Here is a 26,348-nt window from a genome sequence, read left to right as displayed (position 1 = left end):
TCCGCCTCAGCCCGACAGGCCGGAACGCGCCGACGCAAGCCACTGGCGCCTCGTCGTCAGGGCCTGCTCGGCGGCGACGGCGGCCGCGTCGTCACCCCGTTCCCGAGCCGCAACCAGGTCACGCTCCAACCCGGCGACCGCCTTCTCCAGCTGCTCGACCATCGACTGTGCCCGTGCGGTGAGCTCGGGGTCGGTGCGCTTCCATCGGCGGTCCTGCGCGTCGCGGACCGCCTGCTCGACCTTCTTCAGCCGTCCCTCCACCCGCTGCATGTCCGATCGTGGCACCTTGCCGGCCTCATCCCATCGGTCCTGGATCGAGCGCAGCGATCGCTTGGCTGCGGCGAGGTCGGTGATGGGCAGCAGCGCCTCGGCTTCGGCCAGCAGCTTCTCCTTCACCGCGAGGTTGGCCTCGAACTGCCTCCCCTCGGCCGCCACGACTTCGTCCTTGGCGGCGAAGAAGCTGTCCTGCGCGGTGCGGAACCGCTGCCACAGGGCCTCATCGGTGGTGCGCTGGGCTCGGCCCGCGCGGCGCCAGGCCTCCATGAGGCGCTTGAACTCGCCGGCCCCTGCGGCCCAGTCCTTGCTGCCCGACAGTGCCTCGGCCTGCGCCACCAGCCGTTCCTTCTCCCGGCGTGCGGAGGCCTGCTCCTGCTCCAGGTTGGCGAACCAGGCCTTCCGCGTGGCGTCGAACTCCGAACGCGCGTGGGTGAAACGACGCCACAGCTCGTCCTCGACCGGCTTGTCCAGCCGGGGCCCCGCCTGTTGCTGGGACTTCCACTCCTCGAACAGCTCACGCATCCGAGCGCTGGCGGACTTCCACTGCACTTTCGCCGGGTCCTTCTCCGCCATCTTCTCGGCCGCCCGCACCACCTTCTCCCGGGCAGCCGCGGCCGTCGCCTTGGCCTCGGCTCGACGCTGCGACTCGGTCTCCGCGCGGCGGGAGAGCTGGGCCTCGATCTGGCTCACGCGCGCTCGCAACAGCTCCAGGTCACCCACCACGTTGGCTTCGCCGATGTGGGCTCGCAGCGTCTTCAGCGCCTCACGACCTTCCTGAGCGGACAGGTCCGTCTGCTCCAGCCGCTGCGCGAGAAGCACCGCCGAGGCCATGAGCTCGTCGTACTTGCGGGCGAAGTAGGCCAGCGCCTCGGACTCGGTCGAGCCGGGGTATGAGCCGACGGCGCGTTCGCCGTCGGCCGTGCGTACCAGCACCGTCCCGTCGGGGTCGACCCGCCCGAAGGCCAGCGAATCCGGGTCCGGCCCAGGGTGGGCAGCGACGGCAGGACGCACCCTCGCCTTGCGCCCTGCCAGCTGTGCGGGCGACGGAGCCGCAGGTCGCGCGGGGTCTGGCTGCCGGTTCTGCTGGGCGGCGGCCGTCGGCTCCGGTGCGGGCTTCTCGCTCACGACGACGCCTCTCCCTCGATGTCGATCCCGACGATGCTGATCGGCTGCGCCGGGGGGCCTTCGGTTCCACCACCGTCCACACCCTGATCGGCGATGTGATCCACGATGTCCATCCCGCCTGTGACTCTACCGAAGATGGTGTAGCCACCCCCGGCGACCGGCAGCTCGGTGTCATCGAACACCACGAAGAACTGCCCGCCGTTGCTGTCCGGATCCTGGCTGCGCGCCATCGCGACGGTACCCCTCGGGTAGGTGCCGTTCGGGGGTGCGTTCTCGATCCCGAAGGTGTAACCCGGGCCACCTCGGCCGGTGCCCGTGGGATCGCCACACTGCAGCACGTGGATGCCCGAGTCCACCAGCCGGTGGCACGGACTGTCGACCCAGTAGTCCCCCTTGCTGAGCAGCAGGAACGAGGCCACAGTCTGGGGAGCGTCGGCCCCGTTCAGCGTCAGCGTGATCGGCCCGCAGTTGGTCTCGACGGTCACAACCTGCTCATCCGGCGCCGTGGCCGACGGCGCCTGGGTCGAGCGGAAGGTGGGCACGTCGCTCGGCAGCGGTGGCGGCTCGTCGCAGAGTCCGGACCCGGACGCCTGCTCGGGCCCTTGGTCCGCCTGCTCGGCGTCGCTCTCCGGTGCCGCGTCCGAGCTGAAGGTGCACCCGGTGAGCAGGACCGCACCGAGCATGACCGTGAGGAACCCACGGGATCGCCGCGTCATCGGCCGATGACAGGGCAGCATGCATGACCTCCAAGTAGTCCAGGGGCACGGGTCGACCTGCCAGTGTAGGCAACTGCCGCTCCGCGCGAGGTCACCGGCAGGCAACAGTTCAGACACGACTCATGGGGGGCTGGGTCACATCACGTGGCTAGGGTGAGGAGGTGATCGTGCACGCCCTCGAGGCGCAGGCCTTCGGCACCAACTGCTACGTCATCGCCGCCGACGCGGGTGCCGAGTGCGTCATCGTCGACCCCGGTGTCGGAGTCGCGGACCGGGTCAGCCGCCTTCTGAAGCGGCAGCGGCTGACGCCCGCGGCGGTGCTGCTGACCCACGGTCATCTGGACCACGTCTACGACCTGCCCCTCGTCGTAGGGGCCGCGCCGGGGCGACCCGCCGCACATATCCACCCCGAGGACCGCTACCGGCTGCGCAACCCCGCTGGCGACCTGGACCCGGCGTTCGTGACCATGATCGAGGCCCAGCTGGGCTCGCGAGCCGTGTGGCACGAGCCGGAGGTCGTGGTCGAGCTTGCTCCCTCGTGCACCACCGGCGCACGGGCGCCGGGGGTGATGGCCACCCTGTCCGTGGCGGGCCTGGACATCTCGGTGACCCATGCGCCGGGACACACCGAGGGCTCGGTGGTGTTCGGCTTCGACGAGGTCCCCGAGGGGCCGGTCCACCCGGCCGGCTCGCAGAGCGAGCCACCACTGCAGCGGACCGTGCTGTCCGGAGACGTGCTGTTCGCCGGGGCCATCGGTCGCACCGACCTCCCGGGCGGTGACCCCGCCGCGATGACCCGCTCGCTGCGCGACGTCGTCCTGGCCTGGCCAGACTCGACGTTGGTCCTTCCCGGTCACGGCCCCGCGACCACCATGGCCCGCGAGCGCACCTCGAACCCGTTCCTGCGCGGCCGCCTCGTCTAGACTCCGCGGCGTGATCACACCGCGCACGCCCTCCGGAGTCCTGGAACTGCTGCCGGCTGAACAGATCGCCTTCCAGCGGATGCTGGACACCATCCGCGCCGGGTTCGAACGCTTCGGCTTCCTGCCCGTCGAGACGCCCGCCTTCGAGGTCAGCGATGTGCTGTTGACCAAGACCGGGGGGGAGACCGAGCGGCAGGTGTACTTCGTGCAGTCCACCGGTTCGCTGGAGAAGGCCGCCGACGGTGACTCCGGCGCACGGCCGGAGATGGCCCTGCGCTTCGACCTGACTGTCCCGCTGGCCCGCTACGTGGCCGAGCACGAGCATGAGCTGACCTTTCCCTTCCGGCGCTACCAGATGCAGCGCGTCTACCGGGGGGAGCGAGCCCAGCGCGGCCGGTTCCGCGAGTTCTACCAGTGCGACATCGACATCATCGGCAAGGACCACCTCAGCGTGCGGCACGACGCCGAGTGCCCGGCGGTCATCCACGCGCTGTTCGCCGACCTGGACATCGGGCCGGTGACCATCGGCATGAACAACCGCCGCCTGATGCGCGGCTGCTTCCAGCGGCTGGGGCTGGACGACCCCGCCTTGCAGGGCCAGGCGCTGCGTGAGGTGGACAAGCTGGACAAGAGGGGTGAGGGACACGTCAGGGCGGCGCTCTCGTCCGCGCCGTTCGACCTCGATCCGGGCCAGGTGCAGGAGCTCATCGAGCTCGTCGGGGTGCGCAGCACCTCGCACGCAGACGCGATGGCGCACCTGGACCGCCTCGCGGCTCTGCCAGGGCAGGACGCCGAGCTCGAGCAGGGTGTCGCCGAGCTCCGTGAGGTGCTGGAGCTTGTGCGGGCCCTGGGGGTTCCGGAGAGCGACTACTGCCTCAACCTCTCGATCGCCCGCGGGCTGGACTACTACACCGGCACGGTGTACGAGACCACCCTGGACGAGCACCCCGGCATTGGTTCGATCTGCTCGGGTGGGCGCTACGACGAGCTCGCCCGTCATTACACGAGGTCCTCGCTGCCGGGTGTCGGCATCTCGATCGGCTTGACCCGCCTGTTCTGGCAGCTTCGCGAAGCCGGCCTGCTCCACGTCGCGACCAGCACGGTGCAGGTGCTCGTGCCGCTGGTCGACGCAGGCCTGATGACGGAGTCCATGGAGCTGACCACCACGCTTCGCCGCGGTGGCATCAACACCGAGTCGGTCCTGGAGGGCGGCAAGCTCGGACGCCAGCTGCGCTACGCCGACCGCGCCGGAATCCGGTTCGTCGCCATCCTGGGCCCGGCCGAAGTCGCGGAAGGCACCGTCACGCTGCGGGACCTGTGGCGTCAGGACCAGTACACCGTGCCCCTGGCTGAGGCTGTGCGGACCCTGCGCGTCGAGCTCGCCCAGCCGCGGGTGTGAGACGAGCGCGACCGATGTGTTAGCGTGCTATCGCACTAGCACGTCCCGTCCCTGGTCCGAGGTAGGTATGAAACGCCGCAGCCCCACGCGCGACAGCGTGACCGAGCTGTCCTGCGTGCTCGCCGCCCTCGACGACCCGGAGGTGGTCGCCGACTTCCTGGTGGACCTCTGCACTCCGGCCGAGCTGGAGGCGCTGTCGGACCGATGGGCGGTGGTGCCGCTGCTGGCCGAGGGGGTGGCCTACCGTGCCATCCACGACCGCACCGGAGTGAGCGTGACCACGGTGGGTCGCGTGGCCCGCTGTCTGGAGCAGGGGTCGGGTTACCGCGCGGCCCTGGCCTGCCATACCGACCAGGCTGCGCAGCCCGGCGAGCACCGGACCGCACCGGCACGCTAGCCGCGCCGCCCGCCGGCACCGGCACGCCCCCTTGTCCACTCCCGTCGCCACGGAAGGCTCCATGACTCCTGCTGCCGCCCCACGAGAGCGCCTGCGCGTCGCGATCCAGCGCTCCGGGCGCCTGGCCGCCCCCTCACGTGACCTGCTGGCCTCCTGCGGACTGACCTGGCGGGAGAGCCGGGACAAGCTGTTCTGCTACGGCGAGTCGCTGGCCGTCGACCTGCTCCTGGTGCGCGACGACGACATCCCGGGCCTCATCGCGGACGGAGTCTGCGACCTGGGGATCGTCGGTCGCAACGTCGTGGTCGAGCACGACCTGGCCCGTGCCGCCGCCCACCCCGACGAGTCGCTGACCGAGCTGCGAGAGCTGGGGTGGGGCCGGTGCCGGCTGGACATCGCGATCGACGCGGGCGAGCGGTGGCAAAGCCCTGCCCAGCTGGCCGGGCAGCGGATCGCCACCTCCTACCCGTGCATCGTGGGCGCCTGGCTGGCGGAGCACGAGGTGGAGGCCGACGTCGTCACCCTGTCCGGCTCGGTCGAGATCGCCCCTCGCCTCGGGCAGGCCGACGTGGTGTGCGACCTGGTCTCCAGCGGGGCGACGCTGGCCGCGAACAACCTGACCCCGGTGGCCACCCTGCTGCACTCGGAGGCCGTGGTGGTCGGGCCCTCCCATGCGTTGGAAGAGAGCCGGGGCGATCTGGCCGACCTCCTCCTGCGCCGGATGGACGGCGCGCTGCGCCTGAAGGAGACGCGACTGCTGATGCTGCGCAGCCCGCGTGCGGACCTCTCGGTGGTGCTCAACCACCTCCCCGAGGGCCACGAGCCCACCGTCACCGCGGTGGACTCCGCTGCCGGCGGCGTGCAGGACGAGGTGAGCGTCCAGATGCTCTGTCACGGCGCCGTCTCGTGGCAACGGCTGGAGGAGCTGAAGCGCGCCGGTGCGCGCCAGGTCATGGTGCTTCCGGTGGAAGGGATGCTGGCATGAACATCGTCGAGTGGTCTTCCCTCGGCTTCCGGGAGCGCCAGGAGGTCACGGCCCGTGCCACCGCTGCCGCCGGCCCCGAAGTGACCGCGTCGGTCACCCGGACCATGGCGGCCGTCGAGGCCGAAGGCGACGCGGCGGTCCTGGCTGCCACCGCGCGCTTCGACGGGGTCGATCTCGACACTCTCGCCGTGAGCCCGCAGCAGGTCCAGGACGCGGTGAGGCGCCTGACGCCCGAGCTACGGGGGGCGATCACCGAGGCCGCGGGGCGCATCCGGACGTTCCACGCCGCCGGAGCCGTGCCGGACTATGCCGTCGAGACCGCCCCCGGGGTGCGGTGCGAGCGCGTCATGCGCCCGATCGAGCGCGTCGGGCTGTACGTCCCGGCCGGTTCGGCACCGTTGCCCTCGACCGCTCTCATGCTCGGGGTTCCGGCCCAGCTGGCCGGATGCCCGCACATCGTCCTCATCACCCCACCCGACCCGAGCGGCCAGGCCGACGACGCGGTGCTGGCGGCGGCCGCCGAGTGCGGCATCACCGAGATCTTCCTCGGCGGCGGAGCACAGGCGATCGCCGCCCTGGCCTACGGCACCGAGACCGTTCCCGCATGCGACAAGATCTTCGGGCCCGGCAACGCCTGGGTGACCGAGGCCAAGCGCCAGGTGAGCACGGCCGAGGGTGGCCCGGGGATCGACCTGCCGGCCGGGCCCTCCGAGGTCGTGGTGATCGCCGACTCAGGGGCGGACCCGGAGTTCGTGGCGGCGGACCTGCTCTCCCAGGCCGAACACGGGCCGGACTCCCAGGTGCTGCTGCTCACCGACGACCGTCCCCTGGCCGAGGCCGTCGTGGAGCAGGTGGAGACCCAGGTCGAGCAGCTGCCCAGGGCCGAGATCGCGCGCAAGGCGCTGGCCAGCAGCAGGGTGGTCCGGACCGCGACCCTGGACGAGGCCTTCGAGGTCAGCAACGCCTACGCGCCCGAGCATCTCATCCTGGCCCTGCGCGACGCCCACGCTCGCCTGGCGGACGTGCGCCGCGCCGGCTCGGTGTTCCTCGGCGACTGGGCACCGGAGACCCTGGGCGACTACTGCAGCGGCACCAACCACGTGCTGCCCACGGCTGGCGCCGCGCGCTACACCGGCGGGGTCAACGTAGCCAGCTTCCAGGTCGCCATGACCGTCCAGACGGTGACCGAGCAGGGGCTGCAGGCGGCCGGCCCCTGCGCCGTGGAGCTCTCCGAGGCGGAGCACCTGCACGCCCACCAGCGTGCCGTGACCCGGCGGCTGGACCGCGCGGCGCGGCCACCCGGTGACGGAGGGCGGCCATGACGCGCTTCCCGCGCCATCTGGTGCGGGCGGACCTGCAGGCCTTCGACGGATACTCCTCGGCGCGCACCAGCTTCGCCGGACCGCCGGCCCGGATCTGGCTGAACGCCAACGAGGCGGCCGAGCCCAACCGGGCCGATCCCGGCGGAAGCGTGCGTCGTTACCCACCGCCCCAGCCGGAGCCGCTGCGGCGGTCGTTCGCGGACTATCTCGGCGCCCGGCAGAGCCAGGTGCTGTTGGCGCGGGGGAGCGACGAGGCCATCGACGGCCTGGTGCGGACGCTGTGTCCCCCGGGCAGCGACGCCGGGATCGTGGTGTGCCCGCCGACGTTCGGCATGTACGCGGTCAGCGCCGCCGTGCACGGAGTCCCCGTGCATGAGGTGCCCCAGGTCGACGCCGGGCACCGGTTCCGCCACGACCTGGGGGCCGTTGCCGACACCGTCCGCCGGACCGGCGCGCGCGTGGTCTTCCTCGACTCGCCAGGCAACCCCACCGGCAGCACCGTGGACCCAGGCCAGCTGGACACGCTGCTGGGCGACCTCGCCGAGCACAGCGTGGTCGTGCTGGACGAGGCCTACGCCGAGTTCGACGTGGCCGGCAGATCGTGGGTGCCGGACCTGGCACGCCACCCCCACCTGGCCGTGCTGCGCACCATGTCCAAGGCGCACGGCCTGGCCGGGGCCCGCGTGGGCGCCCTCGTCGCCGACCCCGAGCTGGTGCAGGTGGTCGGTCGGGTGCAGGCTCCCTACCCCTTGCCCGCTCCGGCGGTCGAGATGGCGCTGAGCGCTCTCGCACCCGAGGCCATCCAGCACACCCACGCCCGGGTGGCCGCCACCGCGCGCCGCCGTGAACGACTGGCGGCCGTGCTGGCCGGGCACCCGGGCGTGGCCACCGTCTACGACTCGGCCGCCAACTTCGTTCTGGTGCGCTCCGGAGAAGCCGACTCGATGCTGAGCCGACTGCGCGAAGCCGCGATCGCAGTGCGCGACATGCGCCACCTACCCGGCTTGTCCGACGCGCTGCGGGTCAGCGTGGGCACCGAGGAGGAGATCGACGCGGTCGTCCGAGCCCTGCGCGATGACCGCGCCCCCGCCACTGCCCTCAGAGAGGAGCGTGCGCCATGAGCGCCTCGCCCCAGCCCGTGCTGCTGCTCGACCGTGACGGCACCCTGATCGTCGAGCCGGAGGACAACCAGGTCGACTCGTTCGACAAGCTCGCCCTCGTCCCCGAGGTCGTTCCCGCCCTGCTTCGGTTGCGCGATGCGGGCTTCGCCTTCGTCATGGTGAGCAACCAGGACGGCCTGGGCACGCCCGCGTTCCCGGCCGAGGACTTCCAGGGCCCGCACGACCTGCTGCTCCAGATCCTGGCCAGCCAGGGCATCGCGTTCCGCGACGTGGTGATCGATGTCACCCGGCCGGAGCAGCAGGCTCCGACGCGCAAGCCGGGGACCGCGCTGATGACCGGGCTGCTCAGGGACCGCAGCATCGACTGGGAGCGCAGCGCGATGGTCGGCGACCGGATCACCGACGCCGAGTTCGCCCGCAACCTGGGCGTCCCGGCCTATCTGCTCCCGCCCCGGGGCGGTACCCCCGGCCCCCTGCCCGAGCCCAGTGCCGAGGTGCCGTTCACCGTGGCCGACTGGCCGAGCATCGCCCACCAGCTCGTCGACCGGCCCCGCACTGCCGCGGTGCGCCGCGTCACCTCGGAGACGGAGATCGACGTCACGGTCGACCTGGACCGCGCCGGACGCAGCCGCATCGCGACCGGCGTGGGCTTCCTGGATCACATGCTCGACCAGCTCGCCAAGCACGGCGGCTTCTCGCTCACCGTGCACTGCGACGGGGACCTGCACATCGACGAGCACCACAGCGTGGAGGACATCGCACTCGCGGTGGGCGAGGGGATCCGCACCGCCTTGGGGGACAAGCGGGGCATCGGGCGCTATGGCTTCACCCTGCCCATGGACGAGGCACAGGCCACCGCCGCCCTGGACCTGTCCGGCCGACCGTTCTTCGCCTTCTCCGCCGACTTCGACCGCGAGCGCGTGGGCGACCTGCCGACCGAGATGGTGGAGCACTTCTGGCGCTCCTTCGCCGACGCCCTGCGGTGCACCCTGCACCTGTCCATCGCGGGCGGCAACACCCACCACCAGGTGGAGGTGGGCTTCAAGGCGGTCGCCCGAGCCTTGCGACAGGCCATCCGTGCGGAGGGAACAGAGCTTCCTAGCACCAAAGGGGCGCTGTGAGCCCGCCGACAGTGGTGCTGGTGGACTCCGGCGGCACCAACATCGCCTCGGTCCGGTTCGCGCTGAAGCGGCTCGGGGTGAGCGCCGAGCTCACTGCCGATCCGGTCACCATCGAAGCGGCGGACCGCGTCATTCTGCCTGGAGTGGGTGCCGCGGGGGCAGGAATGCGACAGCTACGGGAGGCCGGCCTCGTCCGCGTGCTGCGCGGCCTGCGGCAGCCGCTGCTGGGGGTCTGCCTGGGCATGCAGCTGCTCTTCGAGGCCAGCGACGAGGACGGGGGTGTGCAGTGCCTGGGGCTGCTTCCGGGCCGAGTGCAGCCCATCACACCTGGCCACGGGGTGCGCGTGCCGCACATGGGCTGGAATACTCTGACCCTGAGCAGCCCAGACCCCCTCATCCGTGGCCTCGGCGACGGGGATCGAGCCTATTTCGTGCATAGCTACGCAGCGCCGGTGGACGACCACACCCTGGCCAGCACCCACCACGGGCGCGACTACGCCGCGGTGGTACGGCTGGGCAACCGGTGGGGGTGCCAGTTCCACCCCGAGCGTTCGGCCGGTGTCGGCGAACGGATCCTCGCCAACTTCGTCGCGGGGCAGGCCGATGAGTGAGTTCACCGTGTACCCGGCCCTGGACCTGCGCGGAGGCACGGTGGTGCGTCTGCACAAAGGCGACTACGAGCGGGAGACCCGCTACGCCGGGAATCCGGTCGAGGTGGCCCAGGACTATGCGCGGGCCGGAGCTCGGTGGCTCCACCTGGTCGACCTGGACGCAGCCCGCGCCGGGGGCTACACCCTCACCGCGGTGCTGGAGGAGATCGCGACCAGCACCGGGCTGTGCGTGCAGACCGGTGGGGGGGTCCGGCGTGCGGAGGATGTGCAGCGCCTGCTCGACGCGGGCGCCGCGCGGGTGGTGATCGGGTCGATGGCCGTGCGCGAGCCGGAGACCGTCCTGGGGTGGATCGAGACCTTCGGCCCCGACCAGCTCACCGTCGCCCTGGACACGCGCACCTCCGAGGACGGCGTGTGGGAGCTGCCCGTCTCGGGCTGGACCTCGGTGGCCGAGACCGACCTGCCCACCATGTTGCACCGCTACGCCGAGTCGGGTTTGAAGCACGTCCTGTGTACCGACATCGGCCGCGACGGCACGCTGGGCGGACCCAACCTTCACCTCTACACCTTCATGACCCGCTCCAGCCCCGGGCTGTCGGTACAGGCCTCGGGCGGCATGCGTGACGTCGCCGACGTGCGCAGCGCCCGCAAGACCGGCTGCGCCGGGGCGATCCTCGGCCGGGCGCTCCTGGAAGGACGGATGAGCCTGGGGGACGCCGTGATGGAGGAGCACCCATGAGCCTGGCCCGTCGCATCATCCCCTGTCTGGACGTCCGGGAGGGCCGCGTGGTCAAAGGCACCCGGTTCCGCGACCACGTGGACATGGGTGACATCGTCGACCTGGCCCGGCGCTACCGCGCGGAGGGTGCCGACGAGCTGGTCTTCTACGACATCACCGCCAGCCCCGAACGTCGCCGCGTCGACGTCGAGTGGGTCGCCCGCGTCGCCCGGGTCATCGACATCCCGTTCTGCGTGGCGGGTGGCATCCGCTCCGTCGACGACGCCCGCGCCGTGCTGCACGCCGGGGCGGACAAGGTCTCGGTCAACACCCCCGCCACCCAGCGACCCCAGCTGGTCTCCGAGCTGGCGGAGGCGTTCGGTGTCCAGTGTGTCGTGGTCGGCGTGGACAGCCTGCGCGACGACGACGGACACTGGCGGATCCGCCAGCTCACCGGCAGCCCCGAGGCGACGCTGGCACTACAGACCACCACGCTGGAGTGGGTGACGCGGGTGCAGCAGCTGGGGGCCGGGGAGATCGTGCTCAACTGCATGGGCAGTGACGGCGTCCGGGCGGGTTACGACATCGAGCAGCTGTCCGCGGTGCGCCAGGTGTGCCAGGTTCCGCTCATCGCCTCCGGTGGGGCCGGGCTCGCCGAGCACTTCGCCGAGGTCTTCGCCCTCGCCGATGTCGACGGAGCGCTGGCGGCCAGCGTCTTCCACTCCGGCGCCGTCCCCATCCCCGCGTTGAAGCAGGCGCTGGTCGATGCTGGTGAGGTCATACGCCTGAACCGGGTCGAGGCCGCATGAGCCCGGGGGGACCACTGCGGCTGGACGGCGTACGGGGGGTCGAGGACCTGGCGTTCGAGAAGTCCGACGGGCTGATCCCGGCCGTGGTCCAGGACGCCGACACCGGGCTGGTGCTGATGGTGGGCTTCTGCGACGAGGCCGCCGTACGCCAGACCCTGCAGACTCGGTTGGCCACCTTCTACAGCCGCAGCCGCGGACGAGAGTGGGTGAAGGGCGAGACCAGCGGGAACACGCTCACCGTGGTGCAGGCCAGTGCCGACTGCGACGCCGACACCCTGTTGCTGCGGTGTCGGCCGGCCGGGCCCACCTGTCACACCGGCAGCACGACCTGCTTCGGTGAGCCGGAGCCGACGACGTTCCTCGCTGCCCTGGACCAGCTGGTTCGCCAGCGCGCCCAGTCACGGCCCACCGGCTCGTACACCACGACGCTGCTGGAGGCCGGAGTCTCCCGCGTCGCGCAGAAGGTGGGCGAGGAAGGTGTCGAGACCGCCTTGGCCGCGGTGGGTGAGGACGACGCCACGCTGCTGGGCGAGTCGGCCGACCTCGTCTACCACCTGCTGGTGCTGCTGCGCAGTCGCGGACTGGGATGGGCCGACGTCGAACGCGTGCTCGCCGAGAGGCACAGCGACCGAGTGCACGGCTGACGGCGGGCATGGCCACGGGCTTCCCGCAGGAGCTGACCGACCTGGACCTGCACCGCGAGTGGGTCGCCGGGCACGAGCTTCCGGCCACGTTCGACCCGTTCCGCTGGACGCACCGGGTGGCCGCCTACCGCGCACTGCTCGCTGCCACCAACACCAGTGAGGCGTTCGGCCCGGACAACCGCCGCAACCCGCTGTGGGGGCTGATCTTCCAGCTCCACTGGCAGCTGCGGACCGGCCGCCTGGGGGCCGCGGCCCATGCGAGGGACACGATCGACCCCGACTCCGCCTGGGGCTACGGCAACTACACCCTCTGCGTGCTGCCCTGGCTGGGCGCCGAACGGGCTGGTCTGGTCTCACCGCGGACCATTGCGGACCCGCCCACCAGCAGCCGGTTCCGGTACGTGCGCGCAGGCAGGGTCCCCGCCGAGCTCGACGCCGGTGTCGAGGGTTGGCGGGAGTTCTTCGTGGATCTCGCCCAGCTCGAGCACACCCGGGCGATCGGGCCCACAGCTGGGGAGGGGGACGAGCAGCTCCGGATGGCGATGTGGCGTGCCCACAAGAGCTGCCTCGACGTGGTCGCGGCCCGTTCGTCACGCGACGTCCCCGGCCCGCTGCCGCAGACCGAGCTCGACTTCCTGCGCGGCTGGTGTCGCATGGTCGACTTCCTGTGGGCAGCGGCCTTCCCCACCGACTTCGAGTTCACCGTGGCGCACGGTCTCGACGTCCTGCCGGAGCGGGTGTTGAGCGGCCCCGAGACGGCGACACAGCTGCCGGAGCGAGCTGCCGGCACCACGGCCAACGTCCTGGGTCTGGCCAAGGCCGGCCCGTGGCGTACGCGAGTCAGCCTGTGGCTCTGGCGGCGCGCCATGCGAACCGCTCAGGCGCGGTCCGACGTCCTGACCCTGCTGGACGCGGCGTTTCATCGGCGGGCCGACAACGCCGCCACCCGGGCGCGGTTGCTCTGGCTCGTGGTCGCGCCTCGGCGCCGTCCACACCGGGGGGTGCCGGTCAGCCGGGCGCAGGCTTCAGGCCGTGGCGCCGGGCCTCCAGGGCCGTGAGCGCCCGGATCACCTGCGGGTCGCCGCGCTGCCAGGCCTGCAGGGGCTCCTCCGAGATGGCCGCCAGCTCGCTGGCCCGGGCGTTGGTCAGCGCGCGCAGCGCAAGCAGCTGATGCAGCCGCGGGTCGTCACGGTCCCGGGCGGCAGCGTTCATGGCACGTATCCCGCGTAGCCGGGCCAGCACGTAGAGCCCGAGTACCAGCAGGACGGGAGTACCGCAGGTCAGCAGGCTCAGCCACCATGCGGCCCGGTCCACCGAGGACTCGAGACGGTCGCCGGCCGCCGACAGGTCGGTGCCCGCCGCCGCCACCCCCGTGAAGGCGGCCTGCAGATCGTCACCGACAGCAGGCACGCTGCCGACCCGGCCCACGACGTCGAGCATCCGGTTGGACAGCGCATCACCCGCCTGGCGCATCGACGCCGCGGGAGCGGCCAAGGCGGAGACGGCGGTGTGCACGGCCCGGGCGGCCAGGAGCCAGCCCACCACCCACACGGCCACAAGGACATCGGCCAGGACCTGTCGGCCACGGCGGGCCGGCGTCTGCGCGTACCAGTACATACCGCCCATCATCTCGGCGGGGCCGCACAATGATCCAGTGACCGTCGAACCGGCGCGGGGCCTTCAGGTGGCGCAGCAGCGATGGCTGGACCATCTGCGCGTCGAGCGCGGGCTGGCCGAGCTCTCCCTGGCGGCCTATCGGCGCGACACTGGGCGCTACCTGCAGTTCCTCGCCGAACGGGGCATCCACAGCCCGGCGGACGCCGACCACGGCTCCGTGCAGGACTTCGTGACCGTGCTCACCGACGGTGACGAGAGGCACTCGCCGCTGGCCGCGACCTCGGTCGCCCGTGCCGTCACCGCGGTGCGCGGGCTGCACTCCTTCTGGCTGCAAGAGGGGGAGAGCCCCACCGATCCCGCGGTCACCGTCGCTCCCCCCACGCCGGGGCGCCGCCTGCCCAGCGGGCTCACGGTGGCCGAGGTGGAACGGCTCCTGCGCAGCGCCGCGGTGGGCGGGACACCGGCTGCCCTGCGGGACCGGGCCCTGCTCGAGCTGCTGTACGGGTGCGGGGCACGGGTCAGTGAAGCGGTGGGCCTCGACGTCGACGACGTACATCTGGACTCCGACGCCCCGGAGGCGCCGGACGACCCTGACCACGGGAACACCGGGTCGGTGCGGCTGTTCGGCAAGGGCAGCAAGGTCAGGCTGGTTCCCGTCGGCTCGTACGCGGTGAGCGCGGTCCAGGCCTACCTCGTCCGGGCCCGGCCGGAGCTGGCTCGCGGCGGCCCCGGCACCCCCGCGCTGTTCCTCAACGCACGCGGTGGCCGCCTGAGCCGCCAGAGCGCGTTCACCGTCATCCGCTCCGCGGCGCAGCGGGCCGGCCTGACCCAGACGATCAGCCCGCACACCCTGCGCCACTCCTTCGCCACCCACCTGCTCAGCGGGGGCGCCGACATCCGCGTGGTGCAGGAGCTGCTCGGGCACGCGTCGGTGACCACCACCCAGATCTACACCCACGTCTCCACCGAGCATCTTCGCGAGGTCTACGCCACGGCCCACCCGCGCGCGAGGTAGCCCGTGGCAACCTCGGCGACTAGGGTCGGATGGGTCGGCGGGAGCCGACCTCACCGACTTCAGACAAGGCTGAGACTCACGTGACATCCGAGGCGAACAGCACGCAGACGGGGGCTCGGGGCGGGGCCGAGCACCATCGGCTGCCGGGCACCGAGGGGGCGGGCTCCGGACAGATCGGCCCCACCGGGCGGCCGTTGCCCGACTTCGGGTTCCCCCAGCCCCTGGCCTCCCACGGCCCCGCGCGCGTCATCGCCATGTGCAACCAGAAGGGGGGTGTCGGCAAGACCACCACCACGATCAACCTCGGCGCCGCACTGGCCGAGTACGGCCGCCGCGTGCTGCTGGTGGACTTCGACCCGCAAGGCGCGCTGTCGGTGGGATTGGGTGTGCGCACGCACGAGCTGGACGTCACGGTCTACAACCTGCTCACCGAGCGCGGGCACGACATTGCGGACGTGGTGCAGTCCACCCGTGTCCCCGGGCTCGATGTCGTCCCGGCCAACATCGACCTCTCCGCGGCCGAGGTCCAGCTGGTCGGCGAGGTGGCGCGCGAGCAGGTGCTCTCCCGCGTGCTGCGCCCGGTGGTCGACGACTACGACGTCGTGCTCATCGACTGTCAGCCCTCGTTGGGCCTGCTGACCGTGAACGCGCTGACTGCCGCGCACGGGGTGGTGATCCCGCTGGAGTGCGAGTTCTTCGCGATGCGCGGGGTGGCCCTGCTGATCGAGACCATCGAGAAGATCACCGACCGGCTCAACCCGGCCCTGCAGCTCGACGGCATCCTGGCCACGATGTTCGACGGGCGCACGCTGCACTCCCGGGAAGTGGTGCGCAGCGTGGTCGACCACTTCGGTGCCGACGTCTTCCACACGGTCATCTCGCGCACCGTGAAGTTTCCCGACGCCACCCTGGCGGCCGAGCCCATCACCTCCTACGCCAGTACCCACAGCGGCGCCGAGGCCTACCGCCAGCTGGCCCGGGAGCTGGTCTCGCGTGGCAGCTCGCCCTGAGACGGGCGACGCGGTGCCCGGTGGTGTCCTCACCCGGCGCGGCGCCCCCTTCGAAGTGCACCTGGACGCGTTCACGGGCCCGTTCGACCTGCTTCTGGGGCTGATCTCCAAGCACCGCCTGGACGTCACCGAGATCGCCCTGGCCCAGGTGACGGACGAGTTCGTCGGCTACCTGGACGCCGCTGACTGGGACCTGTCCCAGGCCTCCGAGTTCGTGCTCATCGCCGCGACCCTGCTGGATCTCAAGGCCAGTCGGCTGCTCCCGCAGCCGGACGTCGGTGCCGAGGAGGACCTCGAGCTGATCGAGGCGAGGGACCTGCTCTTCGCACGGCTGCTGCAGTACCGGGCCTTCAAGCAGGTAGCCAGCGACTTCGAACGCCGGATGGCGGCCACCGGCCGGGTGTGGCCTCGGGACGTGGGAGTGGAGGAGCGCTACGCCTCGGTGCTGCCGGAGCTGGTGATGAACGTCTCCGGTGAAGAGCTCGCGCGGGCGGCAGCTCGCGCGCTCACTCCTGTCCCTGAGCCGGCCGTTCCCGTCCGCCACCTGCACGCGGCGACGGTGTCGGTGCGAGAGCAGGCGGTGCTCGTGCTGCAACGGCTACAGCAGGCGGATGGCGCGCCGCTGGCTTTCGACGAGCTGGTGCGGGACGCAGGCTCCCGGGCGGTGGTGGTGGCGCGCTTCCTCGCGCTGCTCGAGCTGTTCCGCGACGCGGCCATCGCCATCGAGCAGTCGGGTCCGTGGGACCCCTTGACCGTGCGCGCGGTGGCCGAGGGCCCGCGTGCGGGGAGCCCGGGCACGCCGCCAGGCCGGCGCACAGCGAGTGAGTTCGACGAGGAGGGCCAGACATGAGCGAGGCCGAGCAGGCGCCTCGGCGTAGGGGTGAGCCCGAGCCGGAGGCGGTACGCCTTGCGGTCGAAGAACTGCCCGGGGGGCTGCGAGCGGCGGTCGAGGCCGTGCTCATGGTGGTGGACGAACCGGTCACCGCACCGCTCTTGGCCGCCGCCTTGGAGGTCGGCGCCGCAGAGGTCCAGGGCGTGCTCGAGCAGCTGGCCGCCGACTACGACCAACAGCAACGCGGCTTCGTGCTGCGCCGCTACGCCGGGGGATGGCGGGTCTACTCCCGTGCCGAGTGCGCCCCGGCCGTCGAGCGGTTCCTGCGCGGTGGCGCCCAAGCGCGGCTGTCCCAGGCCGCGCTGGAGACCCTGGCGGTCGTGGCGTACCGGCAGCCCATCTCCCGGGCCCGGATCAGCGCGGTGCGCGGGGTCAGTGTGGACGGGGTCGTGCGTACACTGCTGGCCCGAGGCCTGATCGCCGAGATCCCGCCGGAGAACCCGTCGGCCGCGATGCTGTTCGGCACCACCGACTCGTTCCTACAGCGGATGGGCATCAGCGACCTGGAGGAGCTGCCGGCGTTGGCTCCCTACCTGCCCACCGACGACGTGCTGGACGAACTGGCCGCGGAAGGACTCGCATGAAGCGCACGGCTGCTGCCCGTGACCAGCACGACCGGCACGACCCGGGCGGCGTGCGCCTGCAGAAGGTGCTGGCCGGAGCGGGATGGGGCTCTCGCCGGGCCTGTGAGGCCCTGATCACCGCCGGACGGGTACAGGTCGACGGCACGGTGGTCAGTGAGCTGGGTCTGCGGGTCGACCCCAGCCGACGGACCGTCCACGTCGACGGCACCCGGGTGGTGCTGGACGACACCCTGGTCTACCTTGCCTTCAACAAGCCCAGAGGTGTCGTCTCGACCATGAACGACGAACGAGGGCGGCCCTGCCTGGCCGACTACGTCGAAGGGCACCGTGGCCGGCTGTTCCACGTGGGGCGTCTCGACGCCGACACCGAGGGCCTGCTCCTGCTGACCAACGACGGTGACCTCGCCCACCGGCTCGCCCACCCTTCCTACGAGGTCGCCAAGACCTACGTGGCTCAGGTTCCCGGGCCGGTGCCCAAGGACCTGGGCCGCCGCCTCCGCGCGGGCGTGGAGCTGGAGGAGGGCACGGTGAGGGTGGACAGCTTCCGGGTCGTCGACTCCCTGCCCGGCAAGGCGCTCGTGGAGGTGGTGCTGCACGAGGGCAAGAAGCACGTGGTGCGCCGCTTGCTGGACCGGGTCGGGCACCCGGTCGAGTCGCTCTCCCGGGTCCAGGTCGGCCCGGTGCGCTTGGGGGAGATCAGGCCCGGTCGCTCCCGTGCGCTGACCCGCGAAGAGGTCGGCGGGCTGCACCGCGCCGCCGGGCTGTAGCGGCCGCTACCCTGACCGAATGCCCCCACGTCCGGTCACCATCGCCATCGACGGGCCCAGTGGCTCGGGCAAGTCGAGCGTCTCGCGAGCCGTGGCCGGCCGACTGGGCCTGCGTTACCTGGACACCGGAGCCATGTTCCGCGCCGTCACCTGGTGGTGCCTCAGCCGGGGGATGGACCTGGGTGACCGGGACCTCGTCGCCGAGGCGGCGGACTCCATCCGGCTGCGGATGGGCACCGACCCGCAGGACCCGTCGGTGGAGGTCGACGGCGAGCGGGTGGACCGCCCCCTGCGCACCGCCCAGATCAGCGCGCAGGTCTCCCAGGTGGCCACCAACCCTCAGGTGCGGCGCATCCTGGCCGCTCAGCAGCGGCGGATCATCGACCAGGCCCGCGGCGACGGTGGAATCGTGGTCGAAGGACGAGACATCACCACGGTGATCGCCCCGGACGCCGAGCACCGGGTGCTGCTCAGCGCCAGCGAGGAGGCGCGCCTGCGCCGGCGGGCTGCCGAGCTGCAGGCCGGGGGGGAGACCCAGAAGGCCGCCCAGCTCCGCGACCAGGTGCTGCGCCGGGATCGCGACGACTCCACCGTGTCCTCGTTCCAGGCCCCGGCCCCGGGCGTACACGGAATCGACACCTCCTCGCTGACGTTCGAGGAGTCGGTGGCTGCGGTGATCGCTGTCGTCGAGACGCCTGGCGAGACCGCCGAAACCCGACCACATACGGAGGATCCCGATGAGCCTGCCCCATGACCCTGCCGACAAGATCGCCGAGTACGCCCATCCCGAGCGGCTGGTCAGCGTGCCCTGGCTCCAGGAGCACCTGGGCCAGCCCGGTCTGGTGGTGCTGGAGTCCGACGAGGACGTCCTGCTGTACGAGACCGGGCACATTCCCGGGGCGCAGAAGCTCGACTGGCACCTGGACCTCAACGACCCGCTGACGCGTGACTACGTCGACGGCGAGCGCTTCGCCGAGGTCATGCAGGCCCGGGGCGTCACCCGCGAGAGCACCGTCGTGATCTACGGCGACAAGAGCAACTGGTGGGCGGCCTACGCCCTGTGGGTTCTGACGCTGTTCGGTCACCCCGACGTGCGGCTGCTCGACGGGGGCCGGGCCGCCTGGCTGGCCGCCGGAGGCGAGATGACCACCGAGGTGCCACAGGTCGAAAGCACCGGCTACCCGGTGGTCACACGAGACGACACGGGGGTGCGCGCGTTCAGGGAGGACGTGCTGGAGCACCTCGGCAAGCCCCTGGTCGACGTCCGGTCGCCGGGTGAGTTCTCCGGTGAGCTGCTGCACATGCCCGACTACCCACAGGAGGGCGCCATGCGCGGCGGCCACATCCCCGGGGCGGCCTCGGTGCCGTGGGCCCGGGCTGCGGCCGAGGACGGCACGTTCCGCCCCCGGGCCGAGCTGGAGGCGATCTACCAGCAGGAGCAGGGGTTGCGCCCCGACGACGAGGTGGTGGCCTACTGCCGGATCGGGGAGCGGAGCTCGCACACCTGGTTCGTGCTCACCCACCTGCTCGGGTTCGACTCCGTCCGCAACTACGACGGTTCGTGGACTGAGTGGGGCAACTCGGTCCGCGTGCCGGTGGAGCGCTGATGACCTCGCAGACAACCGACCTGCCCGCGGCGATGGCCGAGCTGGTCGAGGACTTCACCGCCGTGGGTGAGGCCGACCGGCTGCAGCTGCTGCTCGAGCTGAGCAAGGAGCTGCCCGACCTGCCGTCCCGCTACGCCGACCGGACCGCGGAGATGGAGCGCGTGCACGAGTGCCAGTCGCCACTGTTCCTGGCGGTCGAGGTCGAGCGCGAGAGCGAGGGGGAACCGGCGGTGCGGCTGTTCTTCGACGCACCACCCGAGGCGCCGACCACCCGCGGCTTCGCCGGCATCCTGCACGAGTCCCTGGACGGGCTCAGCCCCGCACAGGTGCTCGCCGTCCCCGACGACGCGCCGTACCGGTTCGGTCTGGCCGCGGCGGTCTCCCCGTTGCGCATGCGCGGCATGGTCGCCATGTTGTCCCGGATCAAGCGGCACGTGGCGGCCGACCACCCGGGGCCGCCTCGATGACGAGCGAGGCCGACGCGACGAGCGACCCGAACGCGTCGGGGTCGCGGGTAGACGACGCGCTGCGAGCCGGGCTCGAAGGCTTCGAGCTGACCGATGCCGACGTCGAGCTCGTCCACGGGGCGCCGGACGCGCTCGGGCCCGACGACGCCGGTGCGGCGGCATTGCCGGTCGTGGCCGTGGTCGGCCGCCCCAACGTCGGCAAGTCCACCTGGGTCAACCGCGTGCTCGGACGGCGCGAGGCGGTCGTCGAGGACGTGCCGGGGGTCACCCGCGACCGCGTCTCCTACACCGCCGAGTGGTCGGGTCGGGAGTTCACGCTGGTGGACACCGGCGGGTGGGAGGTGGACGCCAGCGGCATCCACCTGCGCGTGGCCGAGCAGGCGGAGGTTGCCGTCCAGCTCGCCGACGCGGTGCTGTTCATCGTGGACGGCAAGGTAGGGGCGACCGACACCGACGAGGCGGTGGTGCGGCTGCTGCGCCGGTCGGGCAAGCCCGTCGTGCTCCTGGCCAACAAGGTGGACGACGCGCGCGGCGAGGCGGACGCGGCAGCGCTGTGGTCCTTGGGGCTGGGGCAGCCGTGGCCGGTCTCGGCGCTGCACGGGCGGGGGAGCGGCGACGTCCTGGACGCGTTGTTGGACGTGTTGCCGGAGGTGTCGCACGTGGCGGGTGCGCCCGAGGGCGGGCCGCGTCGGGTGGCGCTCGTGGGGCGCCCCAACGTGGGCAAGTCGAGCCTGCTGAACCGGCTGGCCGGGGCCGACCGCGTCGTCGTGGACGAGGTCGCCGGGACCACCCGCGACCCGGTGGACGAGCTGGTCGAGCTCGGGGGGCAGAGCTGGCTGTTCGTCGACACCGCGGGGATCCGGCGCCGGGTGCACCAGAGCCGGGGTGCCGACTTCTACTCCTCGCTGCGGACCCGGGCGGCGTTGGACAAGGCCGAGGTGGCCGTGGTCCTCATCGACGTCTCCGAGCCGGTGGCCGAGCAGGACATCCGGGTCATCCAACAGGTCATCGACGCCGGCCGAGCGCTGGTGGTGGCCTACAACAAGTGGGACACCCTGGACGAGGAGCGCCACTACTACCTCGAGCGCGAGATCGAGCGGGAGCTGGTCCAGGTCACCTGGGCCCCGCGGGTGAACATCTCCGCCGCGACCGGTCGGCACGTCGGTCGTCTGGATGCGGCGCTGCGGACGGCGCTCGGCTCGTGGGACACCCGCATCCCGACGGGGAGGCTGAACGCGTTCCTCGGCGAGGTCGTGGCGGCCCAGCCTCACCCGGTCCGGTCGGGCAAGCAGCCGCGGATCCTCTTCGCCACCCAGGCCGACACGCGGCCACCCCGCTTCGTGCTCTTCGCCAGCGGCTTCATCGAGGCCGGCTATCGGCGCTTCCTCGAACGCCGGCTTCGGGAGGAGTACGGGTTCGTCGGAACGCCGCTGGAGATCTCGGTGCGGGTCCGCGAGAAGCGTCGCCGCTGAGGGCCGCCCTGGCGCCCGACGGGTGATTGGGAGGCGTGAGCGCTCATGCGATACGGTGCATCTCGCTTCGGCCACGAAGTCTCGGGATGTGGCGCAGCTTGGTAGCGCACCTGACTGGGGGTCAGGGGGTCGCAGGTTCAAATCCTGTCATCCCGACACGACTGACCTGGTGAGAGGGGGTTTCTCACCAGGCCTGCCCCCGGCGGCGATGGCCGTCATCCTCTGCCTGCTCACCTGCATCGTCGGTGTCAGGGTCATCTGCATTGGACATTCATCTGAAGCTCCCGTGACCGCTGCCAGGCAGGTCCAGCCGCGTAGGGGCCGCTCAACGCCGGACTCTGGCCACGCTGCCGGCCACCGATCCTTGCGCCGGACGCCCGTACCTCCCGTGCGCCCGGCGGAGCTCGACGTCGCCGTCTCACGCGGGGGGCGTGCCTATCCTGATCCTGTGAACGGGGAGGGTGAGCGGCGGGGCGTACCCGCAGAGCATCCGCCGGCCGAGTCGCCGAGCCGGCCGGCGTGGGTGCCCAGCCCCAACCTGCTCTCCGCCTTGCGCCTGGTGGGCGTACCGGTCTTCTTCTGGCTGTTGCTCATCGGGGCCGACCTGTGGGCGGTGCTGGTGCTCGTCATCTCGGGGCTCAGTGACTATCTAGACGGCAAGATCGCACGGGCCTACGACCTCACCTCGAAGGCCGGCGGCTACCTGGACGCGATCGCCGACCGGCTCTACATCGCCTCCACACTGCTGGGTTTCGGGCTGCGCGGCATCGTCCCGTGGTGGTTCGTGCTGATCCTGGTTGCGCGGGACGCCTTCGCCGCAGGCATGTACCCGCTGGCCCGGATCTACCGCCTGCCCCCGCCACCGGTCCATTTCGTGGGCAAGGCCGCCACCTTCAACCTGCTGTACGCCTTTCCCCTCCTGTTGTTGGCTGAGCAGGGTGGGGTCGTGCAGGCGCTCGCCCAGCCGGTCGGCTGGGCCTTCATCTGGTGGGGCACGGGGCTGTACTGGATCGCCATCCTCATCTACGCGGTCCAGGTCGCCGACATGGTGCGGCAACGGCGACGACACTGGCAGGTGGCGTCCTCGTGAGGTGGCCCCGTCGCGGTGCGGCTCAGCGCGACGAGGACCCGGCCGCCTCGATGGCTCTGCTCGTGGAGGTGCTCGACCGCCCCGTTGACCCGGGGTACTGGACCGCGACGCAACAGCGGCGGGAGGCGGGCCTCCCAGGTCAGACCAGCAGGCGCAGCCCGTTGCTGGTCCTGACCGTGGTGCTGCTGGGTTTCCTGTTGAGCATTGCCGCCGTGGCGCTGCGTGCCCCGGACCCTCAGGACGCCACCGAGCGCCGCGAGCTCGCCGAGCGCATCGAGATGGCGGGGGAGCAGGGCGATGCCTCCGCGGCGCGGGTGGAGGTGCTGCGCGAACAGGTGTCGGCCCTGGAGTCCCGTCAGGACAATTCGGCGGACCCGGCCCTGGCCGCCGCCCTCGACCAGGCGGGAGAGCAGGCAGGGGCACGCGCCGTGCGGGGGCCCGGGGTGACCATCACCGTGGACGACGCCCCCCGTGAGGGGCTCGAGGATGACCCCGAGCCGGCCGAGCCCGAGCAGCGAGTCCTCGCCGCCGACCTGCAACAGCTGGTCAACGGGCTGTGGTCGTCGGGGGCCGAGGCCATCAGCATCAACGAGCAACGCCTTACCTCCACCGCGTCCATCCGCTTCGCCGGCGAGGCCATCATCGTCGACTTCCGGGGTCTGACCCGGCCTTACACGGTGCGAGCCATCGGGGCCCCCGACGCGCTGGCCGGCGAGCTGGTGGAGGGGCCCACCGGCGAGTACTTCGCCGATCTGGACGCTGAGTACGGGATAGTGATGACCTGGGAGCGCGGGCGGGAGATCGAGGTCCCGGCAGCCGAGCGGCTGAGCACCCGTGTGTCCAGCGTCGAGGATGAGGAGGGCTCGTGATCCCGGTGCTGGGCCTGGTCGTGGGGGTCGTCCTGGGGTTGCTGTTGCAACCCGAGGTGCCGCTGTGGTTGGAGCCGTACCTGGCGATCGCCGTGATCGCCGCGCTGGATGCGGTATTCGGCGGCGTCCGGGCCGGTCTGGAGGGCGTGTTCAACGACCGTATCTTCGTCATCTCGATCGCCTCGAACGTCGTGGTCGCCGCCCTGATCGTGTTCCTCGGTATCCAGCTGGGCGTCGGCGCCCAGCTCTCGACCGGAGTGGTCGTCGTGCTGGGGCTGCGGATCTTCTCCAACGTGGCCGCGATCCGCCGTCACCTGCTGGGAGCCTGAGTGAGCGCACCGGTGCGCGCAGCGGCCTGGCGACGCCTGAAACGGCTGGGCGGGCCGCGGCTGACCCGGGGGAACCTGCTGGCGGCGGGGGTGACCCTGCTGCTCGGAGTGGCGCTCGTGGCGCAGGTGCAGAGCACGGCGGCCTCGGACCTGGAGGAGCTGCGGGAGGAGGACCTCATCGCCCTGCTCGACGACGTGACCAACCGGGCCGACAAGCTCGAGGACGAGGTGCGGCGGCTGGAGCAGGACAAGGCCAGGCTGGAGGCAGGCGGGGACGACGACGCCGCAGCCCGAGCGGCCGAGCGCCGGCTGGAGAGCTACCAGATCCTGGCGGGTACGGTGCCGGTGTCGGGGCCGGGGGTCGAGGTCGTGGTGCGTGATCCCGAGCGCGAGCTGAACACCACCATCGTCATCGACGTGATCCAAGAGCTGAGGGACGGCGGCAGCGAGGCCATCCAGATCGGTGAGGTGAGGGTCGTGGCCAGCACCTGGGTGGAGATGCGGCGCGACACCCTCGTGGTCGACGGGACTTCGGTGTCCGCGCCGTACGAGGTGCTGGCGATCGGCGACCCACACACGCTGGCCGGCGCGCTGGCGATTCCGGGCGGGTTCATCGACAACGTGCGCCGTAGCGGCGGGTCTGTGGACGTCGTGGAGCGCCCGGACATGGTGGTGGATGCGTTGCACGAGCCGAGCCCCCATCAGTACGCTCGGCCCGTGCCATAGCGCCTCGTCCGCCGCGCCGACCGCGGACCGGCACCGCCACCGACGTCGGCCCTGCCAAGGAGATCCATGAGCGAGTTCGAGTACCCGGAGGACCTGCGATACAGCACCGATCATGAGTGGGTCCGGGAGCAAGGCGACGGCGTGGTGCGGGTGGGGATCACCGCGTACGCCCAGGACGCGCTGGGTGACGTCGTCTACGTCAGCCTGCCTGCTGTGGGCGACTCCCTGAGCAAGGGCGACGCGTGCGGCGAGGTCGAGTCGACCAAGTCGGTCAGTGACCTCTACGCGCCGTTGGCCGGGGAGGTCACCTCCGTCAACGAGGCGCTGGACGAGACACCGGAGTCGATCAACACCGACCCCTACGGTGAGGGGTGGATGTACGAGCTCAAGCTGGACGACACCAGCGACCTCGGCGACCTACTCGAGGTGGAGGGGTATCGCGAGCACGTCAACTGAGGTGGAGGCTGGACTACAGTAGGGTGCGGGCCCGTGACGCCGCCAGCGTCAGGTGGCCGTGATCCGTGAGAGAAAGGGCGGTGCCGGCGTGAGCGACCGGGAACGGGAACACCGCTGGAACCAGGCTGACCCGACCACAGCGCGTCTTCCCCCGGGGGCGGACGCACCCAGCGGCGACCACACGTTCGAGGAGGACGCGCCGCGGCTCTCGGCGGAAGACCAGGCCACGGTGGACGCACTGCGACCGGGTACGGCCCTGCTCATGGTGCAGCGTGGCCCCAACACCGGGGCGCGCTTCCTGCTCGACGACGACGAGGTGGGCTCAGGGCGTCATCCTGAAAGTGACATCTTCCTCGACGACGTCACCGTCTCTCGGCGGCATGCCGTCTTCCTGCGCGACGAGGGGGGGTACCGGGTGCGCGACATCGGCTCACTGAACGGCACCTACGTCAACCGCGAACGGATCGACGAGGTCACCCTGGAGCCCGGCGACGAAGTCCAGATCGGCAAGTTCCGGCTCATGTACTACCTCGGGCGGCAGTGAGATCGTCCTCGGCCGAACCGCCTGAGCCGACTACGTCCATCGGGGGAGTCGTTGCCGAGCTGCGTCCGGACTTCCCCGGTGTCAGCGTCTCGAAGATCCGGTTCCTCGAGGCCCAAGGCCTGATCGTGCCCGATCGCAACGACAGCGGGATGCGCGTCTTCCACCCCCGAGACATCGAGCGTCTTCGGTTCATCCTCACCGCACAACGTGACCGGTTCTTGCCGTTGAAGGTCATCCGCGACCATCTGGACGGCCACGACCGGCAGGGCGAGGAGGCCGCAGCGGCGCCACCCGCAACCCTTCCCACACCCGCCGCCACGGCGACCGACGAGGTCGCCCCGCCCCCGGCGCGACGTCGGCAGGTGCGGGTCTCAGCCAGTGAGCTCAGAGAGCACACCGGTCTGGACGCCGCGACCTACGGCGCCCTCAAGAGCTTCGGGCTGTTGCGGGTCGACGCGGCCGGCCGACACGGGGTCGACGACATGGAGATCGCACGCCAGGCCGCGGCCCTGTCCGCCTACGGAATCGAGGCGCGGCACCTGCGGCTGTTCCGGGTGGCGGCGGACCGGGAGATCGGGCTGGCCGAGCAGGTGCTGGAGCCGCTGCGGCGGCGGCGTGCCCGGGGCGCACCGGGGGCCGACCCGGAGCAGGTCCAGGCCGACATCGTCGCGCGCAGCCTCGCGTTGCACTCGGCGCTGGTGCGTGCGGGACTGCGCGCTTCGCGCTGAGCCGCGAC

At 71.5% G+C, this 26,348-nt stretch carries 31 protein-coding genes and 1 tRNA gene; 29 read left to right on the top strand and 3 right to left on the bottom strand.

Annotation, left to right across the window (positions count from 1 at the left end; translation table 11 throughout):
- Positions 1-6: 6 nt before the first annotated feature.
- Positions 7-1,401, bottom strand: a complete 1,395-nt coding sequence (locus VJ976_RS05255; protein ID WP_324099061.1) for a DUF349 domain-containing protein — start codon at positions 1,399-1,401, stop codon at positions 7-9.
- On the bottom strand, positions 1,398-2,117 hold the full coding sequence (locus VJ976_RS05250; protein ID WP_324099060.1) for a peptidylprolyl isomerase: 720 nt from the start codon (positions 2,115-2,117) through the stop codon (positions 1,398-1,400). The genes VJ976_RS05255 and VJ976_RS05250 overlap by 4 nt, the downstream gene beginning before the upstream one ends.
- A gap of 161 nt (positions 2,118-2,278) precedes the next feature.
- Between VJ976_RS05250 and VJ976_RS05245 the strand changes: the two genes are divergently transcribed.
- From VJ976_RS05245 to VJ976_RS05190, 12 genes are all read left to right on the top strand, one after another.
- Positions 2,279-3,040: an MBL fold metallo-hydrolase gene (locus VJ976_RS05245; protein WP_324099059.1), complete on the top strand. Its 762-nt coding sequence runs from the start codon at positions 2,279-2,281 to the stop codon at positions 3,038-3,040.
- A gap of 10 nt (positions 3,041-3,050) precedes the next feature.
- Positions 3,051-4,439: a histidine--tRNA ligase gene (gene hisS, locus VJ976_RS05240; RefSeq protein WP_324099058.1), complete on the top strand. Its 1,389-nt coding sequence runs from the start codon at positions 3,051-3,053 to the stop codon at positions 4,437-4,439.
- Positions 4,440-4,506: 67 nt separating this feature from the next.
- Positions 4,507-4,836: a YerC/YecD family TrpR-related protein gene (locus VJ976_RS05235; protein ID WP_324099057.1), complete on the top strand. Its 330-nt coding sequence runs from the start codon at positions 4,507-4,509 to the stop codon at positions 4,834-4,836.
- A gap of 61 nt (positions 4,837-4,897) precedes the next feature.
- Positions 4,898-5,821 (top strand): ATP phosphoribosyltransferase, encoded by a 924-nt coding sequence (hisG, locus tag VJ976_RS05230; RefSeq protein ID WP_324099056.1) that lies wholly within the window; start codon positions 4,898-4,900, stop codon positions 5,819-5,821.
- Positions 5,818-7,143, top strand: a complete 1,326-nt coding sequence (gene hisD / locus VJ976_RS05225) for a histidinol dehydrogenase (RefSeq protein ID WP_324099055.1) — start codon at positions 5,818-5,820, stop codon at positions 7,141-7,143. Before hisG ends, hisD begins: the two co-directional genes overlap by 4 nt.
- Complete coding sequence (hisC, locus tag VJ976_RS05220) at positions 7,140-8,264, top strand: histidinol-phosphate transaminase (RefSeq protein WP_324099054.1); 1,125 nt, start codon at positions 7,140-7,142, stop codon at positions 8,262-8,264. The genes hisD and hisC overlap by 4 nt, the downstream gene beginning before the upstream one ends.
- Positions 8,261-9,385 (top strand): bifunctional histidinol-phosphatase/imidazoleglycerol-phosphate dehydratase HisB, encoded by a 1,125-nt coding sequence (hisB, locus tag VJ976_RS05215; RefSeq protein ID WP_324099053.1) that lies wholly within the window; start codon positions 8,261-8,263, stop codon positions 9,383-9,385. The genes hisC and hisB overlap by 4 nt, the downstream gene beginning before the upstream one ends.
- Positions 9,382-9,996, top strand: coding sequence for an imidazole glycerol phosphate synthase subunit HisH (gene hisH / locus VJ976_RS05210; RefSeq protein ID WP_324099052.1), 615 nt, complete (start codon positions 9,382-9,384; stop codon positions 9,994-9,996). The genes hisB and hisH overlap by 4 nt, the downstream gene beginning before the upstream one ends.
- Positions 9,989-10,735 (top strand): 1-(5-phosphoribosyl)-5-[(5-phosphoribosylamino)methylideneamino]imidazole-4-carboxamide isomerase, encoded by a 747-nt coding sequence (gene hisA / locus VJ976_RS05205; protein WP_324099051.1) that lies wholly within the window; start codon positions 9,989-9,991, stop codon positions 10,733-10,735. The genes hisH and hisA overlap by 8 nt, the downstream gene beginning before the upstream one ends.
- Positions 10,732-11,523: an imidazole glycerol phosphate synthase subunit HisF gene (gene hisF, locus VJ976_RS05200; protein WP_324099050.1), complete on the top strand. Its 792-nt coding sequence runs from the start codon at positions 10,732-10,734 to the stop codon at positions 11,521-11,523. Before hisA ends, hisF begins: the two co-directional genes overlap by 4 nt.
- Entirely contained in the window at positions 11,520-12,167 is a 648-nt protein-coding gene (gene hisIE, locus VJ976_RS05195) for a bifunctional phosphoribosyl-AMP cyclohydrolase/phosphoribosyl-ATP diphosphatase HisIE (protein WP_324099049.1), read from the top strand. The genes hisF and hisIE overlap by 4 nt, the downstream gene beginning before the upstream one ends.
- Before the next feature lie 8 nt (positions 12,168-12,175).
- Positions 12,176-13,225 (top strand): Leg1-related protein, encoded by a 1,050-nt coding sequence (locus tag VJ976_RS05190; RefSeq protein ID WP_324099048.1) that lies wholly within the window; start codon positions 12,176-12,178, stop codon positions 13,223-13,225.
- On the opposite strand, the gene VJ976_RS05185 is transcribed toward VJ976_RS05190, so the two are convergent.
- Entirely contained in the window at positions 13,176-13,784 is a 609-nt protein-coding gene (locus VJ976_RS05185; RefSeq protein WP_324099047.1) for a hypothetical protein, read from the bottom strand. The genes VJ976_RS05190 and VJ976_RS05185 overlap by 50 nt on opposite strands.
- Before the next feature lie 37 nt (positions 13,785-13,821).
- On the opposite strand from VJ976_RS05185, the gene VJ976_RS05180 reads away from it, so the two are divergent.
- From VJ976_RS05180 to VJ976_RS05100, 17 genes are all read left to right on the top strand, one after another.
- Positions 13,822-14,799, top strand: coding sequence for a site-specific tyrosine recombinase XerD (locus VJ976_RS05180; protein ID WP_324099046.1), 978 nt, complete (start codon positions 13,822-13,824; stop codon positions 14,797-14,799).
- 80 nt (positions 14,800-14,879) lie between these two features.
- Positions 14,880-15,809: a ParA family protein gene (locus VJ976_RS05175; RefSeq protein ID WP_324099045.1), complete on the top strand. Its 930-nt coding sequence runs from the start codon at positions 14,880-14,882 to the stop codon at positions 15,807-15,809.
- On the top strand, positions 15,793-16,659 hold the full coding sequence (locus VJ976_RS05170) for a ScpA family protein (RefSeq protein WP_324099044.1): 867 nt from the start codon (positions 15,793-15,795) through the stop codon (positions 16,657-16,659). The genes VJ976_RS05175 and VJ976_RS05170 overlap by 17 nt, the downstream gene beginning before the upstream one ends.
- Entirely contained in the window at positions 16,656-17,285 is a 630-nt protein-coding gene (scpB, locus tag VJ976_RS05165; protein WP_324099043.1) for an SMC-Scp complex subunit ScpB, read from the top strand. Before VJ976_RS05170 ends, scpB begins: the two co-directional genes overlap by 4 nt.
- Positions 17,282-18,052 (top strand): pseudouridine synthase, encoded by a 771-nt coding sequence (locus tag VJ976_RS05160; RefSeq protein WP_324099042.1) that lies wholly within the window; start codon positions 17,282-17,284, stop codon positions 18,050-18,052. The genes scpB and VJ976_RS05160 overlap by 4 nt, the downstream gene beginning before the upstream one ends.
- 19 nt (positions 18,053-18,071) lie before the next feature.
- The gene (gene cmk, locus VJ976_RS05155; RefSeq protein WP_324099041.1) at positions 18,072-18,806 is read left to right on the top strand and encodes a (d)CMP kinase; all 735 of its coding nucleotides are present in this window, start codon (positions 18,072-18,074) and stop codon (positions 18,804-18,806) included.
- Positions 18,790-19,659, top strand: coding sequence for a sulfurtransferase (locus VJ976_RS05150; protein ID WP_324099040.1), 870 nt, complete (start codon positions 18,790-18,792; stop codon positions 19,657-19,659). The genes cmk and VJ976_RS05150 overlap by 17 nt, the downstream gene beginning before the upstream one ends.
- A complete protein-coding gene (locus VJ976_RS05145; RefSeq protein WP_324099039.1) occupies positions 19,659-20,126 on the top strand; it encodes a SufE family protein in 468 nt (155 codons plus the stop codon). The genes VJ976_RS05150 and VJ976_RS05145 overlap by 1 nt, the downstream gene beginning before the upstream one ends.
- A complete protein-coding gene (der, locus tag VJ976_RS05140; protein ID WP_324099038.1) occupies positions 20,123-21,598 on the top strand; it encodes a ribosome biogenesis GTPase Der in 1,476 nt (491 codons plus the stop codon). The genes VJ976_RS05145 and der overlap by 4 nt, the downstream gene beginning before the upstream one ends.
- 82 nt (positions 21,599-21,680) lie before the next feature.
- Positions 21,681-21,754, top strand: a tRNA-Pro gene (locus tag VJ976_RS05135).
- Between the two features lie 292 nt (positions 21,755-22,046).
- Positions 22,047-22,688 (top strand): CDP-alcohol phosphatidyltransferase family protein, encoded by a 642-nt coding sequence (locus tag VJ976_RS05130; protein ID WP_324099037.1) that lies wholly within the window; start codon positions 22,047-22,049, stop codon positions 22,686-22,688.
- Positions 22,685-23,557, top strand: coding sequence for a DUF881 domain-containing protein (locus tag VJ976_RS05125; RefSeq protein ID WP_324099036.1), 873 nt, complete (start codon positions 22,685-22,687; stop codon positions 23,555-23,557). The genes VJ976_RS05130 and VJ976_RS05125 overlap by 4 nt, the downstream gene beginning before the upstream one ends.
- Positions 23,554-23,886 carry a small basic family protein gene (locus VJ976_RS05120; RefSeq protein WP_324099035.1) on the top strand — a complete coding sequence of 111 codons (333 nt, stop codon included), beginning with the start codon at positions 23,554-23,556 and terminating at the stop codon, positions 23,884-23,886. Before VJ976_RS05125 ends, VJ976_RS05120 begins: the two co-directional genes overlap by 4 nt.
- Positions 23,887-24,612 (top strand): DUF881 domain-containing protein, encoded by a 726-nt coding sequence (locus VJ976_RS05115; RefSeq protein ID WP_324099034.1) that lies wholly within the window; start codon positions 23,887-23,889, stop codon positions 24,610-24,612.
- Positions 24,613-24,678: 66 nt separating this feature from the next.
- Complete coding sequence (gene gcvH / locus VJ976_RS05110) at positions 24,679-25,068, top strand: glycine cleavage system protein GcvH (protein WP_324099033.1); 390 nt, start codon at positions 24,679-24,681, stop codon at positions 25,066-25,068.
- 88 nt (positions 25,069-25,156) lie between these two features.
- A complete protein-coding gene (locus VJ976_RS05105) occupies positions 25,157-25,612 on the top strand; it encodes an FHA domain-containing protein (protein ID WP_324099032.1) in 456 nt (151 codons plus the stop codon).
- Positions 25,609-26,340, top strand: coding sequence for a MerR family transcriptional regulator (locus tag VJ976_RS05100; RefSeq protein ID WP_324099031.1), 732 nt, complete (start codon positions 25,609-25,611; stop codon positions 26,338-26,340). Before VJ976_RS05105 ends, VJ976_RS05100 begins: the two co-directional genes overlap by 4 nt.
- The last annotated feature ends 8 nt before the right edge of the window (positions 26,341-26,348 follow it).

The sequence above is a fragment of the Ornithinimicrobium sp. genome (genome assembly GCF_035267225.1).
GTDB lineage: Bacteria > Actinomycetota > Actinomycetes > Actinomycetales > Dermatophilaceae > Ornithinicoccus.
Note: the sequence above shows the minus strand (reverse complement) of the source record. Positions and strands in the feature narration are given on the sequence as shown.

Excerpts from the sequence above, each read along its gene's own strand:
- VJ976_RS05250 (WP_324099060.1), bottom strand. The coding sequence starts at position 2,117 with ATGACGCGGCGATCCCGTGGGTTCCTCACGGTCATGCTCGGTGCGGTC.
- VJ976_RS05235 (WP_324099057.1), top strand. The coding sequence starts at position 4,507 with ATGAAACGCCGCAGCCCCACGCGCGACAGCGTGACCGAGCTGTCCTGC.
- hisG (WP_324099056.1), top strand. The coding sequence starts at position 4,898 with ATGACTCCTGCTGCCGCCCCACGAGAGCGCCTGCGCGTCGCGATCCAG.
- hisD (WP_324099055.1), top strand. The coding sequence starts at position 5,818 with ATGAACATCGTCGAGTGGTCTTCCCTCGGCTTCCGGGAGCGCCAGGAG.
- hisC (WP_324099054.1), top strand. The coding sequence starts at position 7,140 with ATGACGCGCTTCCCGCGCCATCTGGTGCGGGCGGACCTGCAGGCCTTC.
- hisB (WP_324099053.1), top strand. The coding sequence starts at position 8,261 with ATGAGCGCCTCGCCCCAGCCCGTGCTGCTGCTCGACCGTGACGGCACC.
- hisA (WP_324099051.1), top strand. The coding sequence starts at position 9,989 with ATGAGTGAGTTCACCGTGTACCCGGCCCTGGACCTGCGCGGAGGCACG.
- hisF (WP_324099050.1), top strand. The coding sequence starts at position 10,732 with ATGAGCCTGGCCCGTCGCATCATCCCCTGTCTGGACGTCCGGGAGGGC.
- hisIE (WP_324099049.1), top strand. The coding sequence starts at position 11,520 with ATGAGCCCGGGGGGACCACTGCGGCTGGACGGCGTACGGGGGGTCGAG.
- VJ976_RS05190 (WP_324099048.1), top strand. The coding sequence starts at position 12,176 with ATGGCCACGGGCTTCCCGCAGGAGCTGACCGACCTGGACCTGCACCGC.
- VJ976_RS05185 (WP_324099047.1), bottom strand. The coding sequence starts at position 13,784 with ATGTACTGGTACGCGCAGACGCCGGCCCGCCGTGGCCGACAGGTCCTG.
- scpB (WP_324099043.1), top strand. The coding sequence starts at position 16,656 with ATGAGCGAGGCCGAGCAGGCGCCTCGGCGTAGGGGTGAGCCCGAGCCG.
- VJ976_RS05160 (WP_324099042.1), top strand. The coding sequence starts at position 17,282 with ATGAAGCGCACGGCTGCTGCCCGTGACCAGCACGACCGGCACGACCCG.
- cmk (WP_324099041.1), top strand. The coding sequence starts at position 18,072 with ATGCCCCCACGTCCGGTCACCATCGCCATCGACGGGCCCAGTGGCTCG.
- VJ976_RS05150 (WP_324099040.1), top strand. The coding sequence starts at position 18,790 with ATGAGCCTGCCCCATGACCCTGCCGACAAGATCGCCGAGTACGCCCAT.
- VJ976_RS05145 (WP_324099039.1), top strand. The coding sequence starts at position 19,659 with ATGACCTCGCAGACAACCGACCTGCCCGCGGCGATGGCCGAGCTGGTC.
- der (WP_324099038.1), top strand. The coding sequence starts at position 20,123 with ATGACGAGCGAGGCCGACGCGACGAGCGACCCGAACGCGTCGGGGTCG.
- gcvH (WP_324099033.1), top strand. The coding sequence starts at position 24,679 with ATGAGCGAGTTCGAGTACCCGGAGGACCTGCGATACAGCACCGATCAT.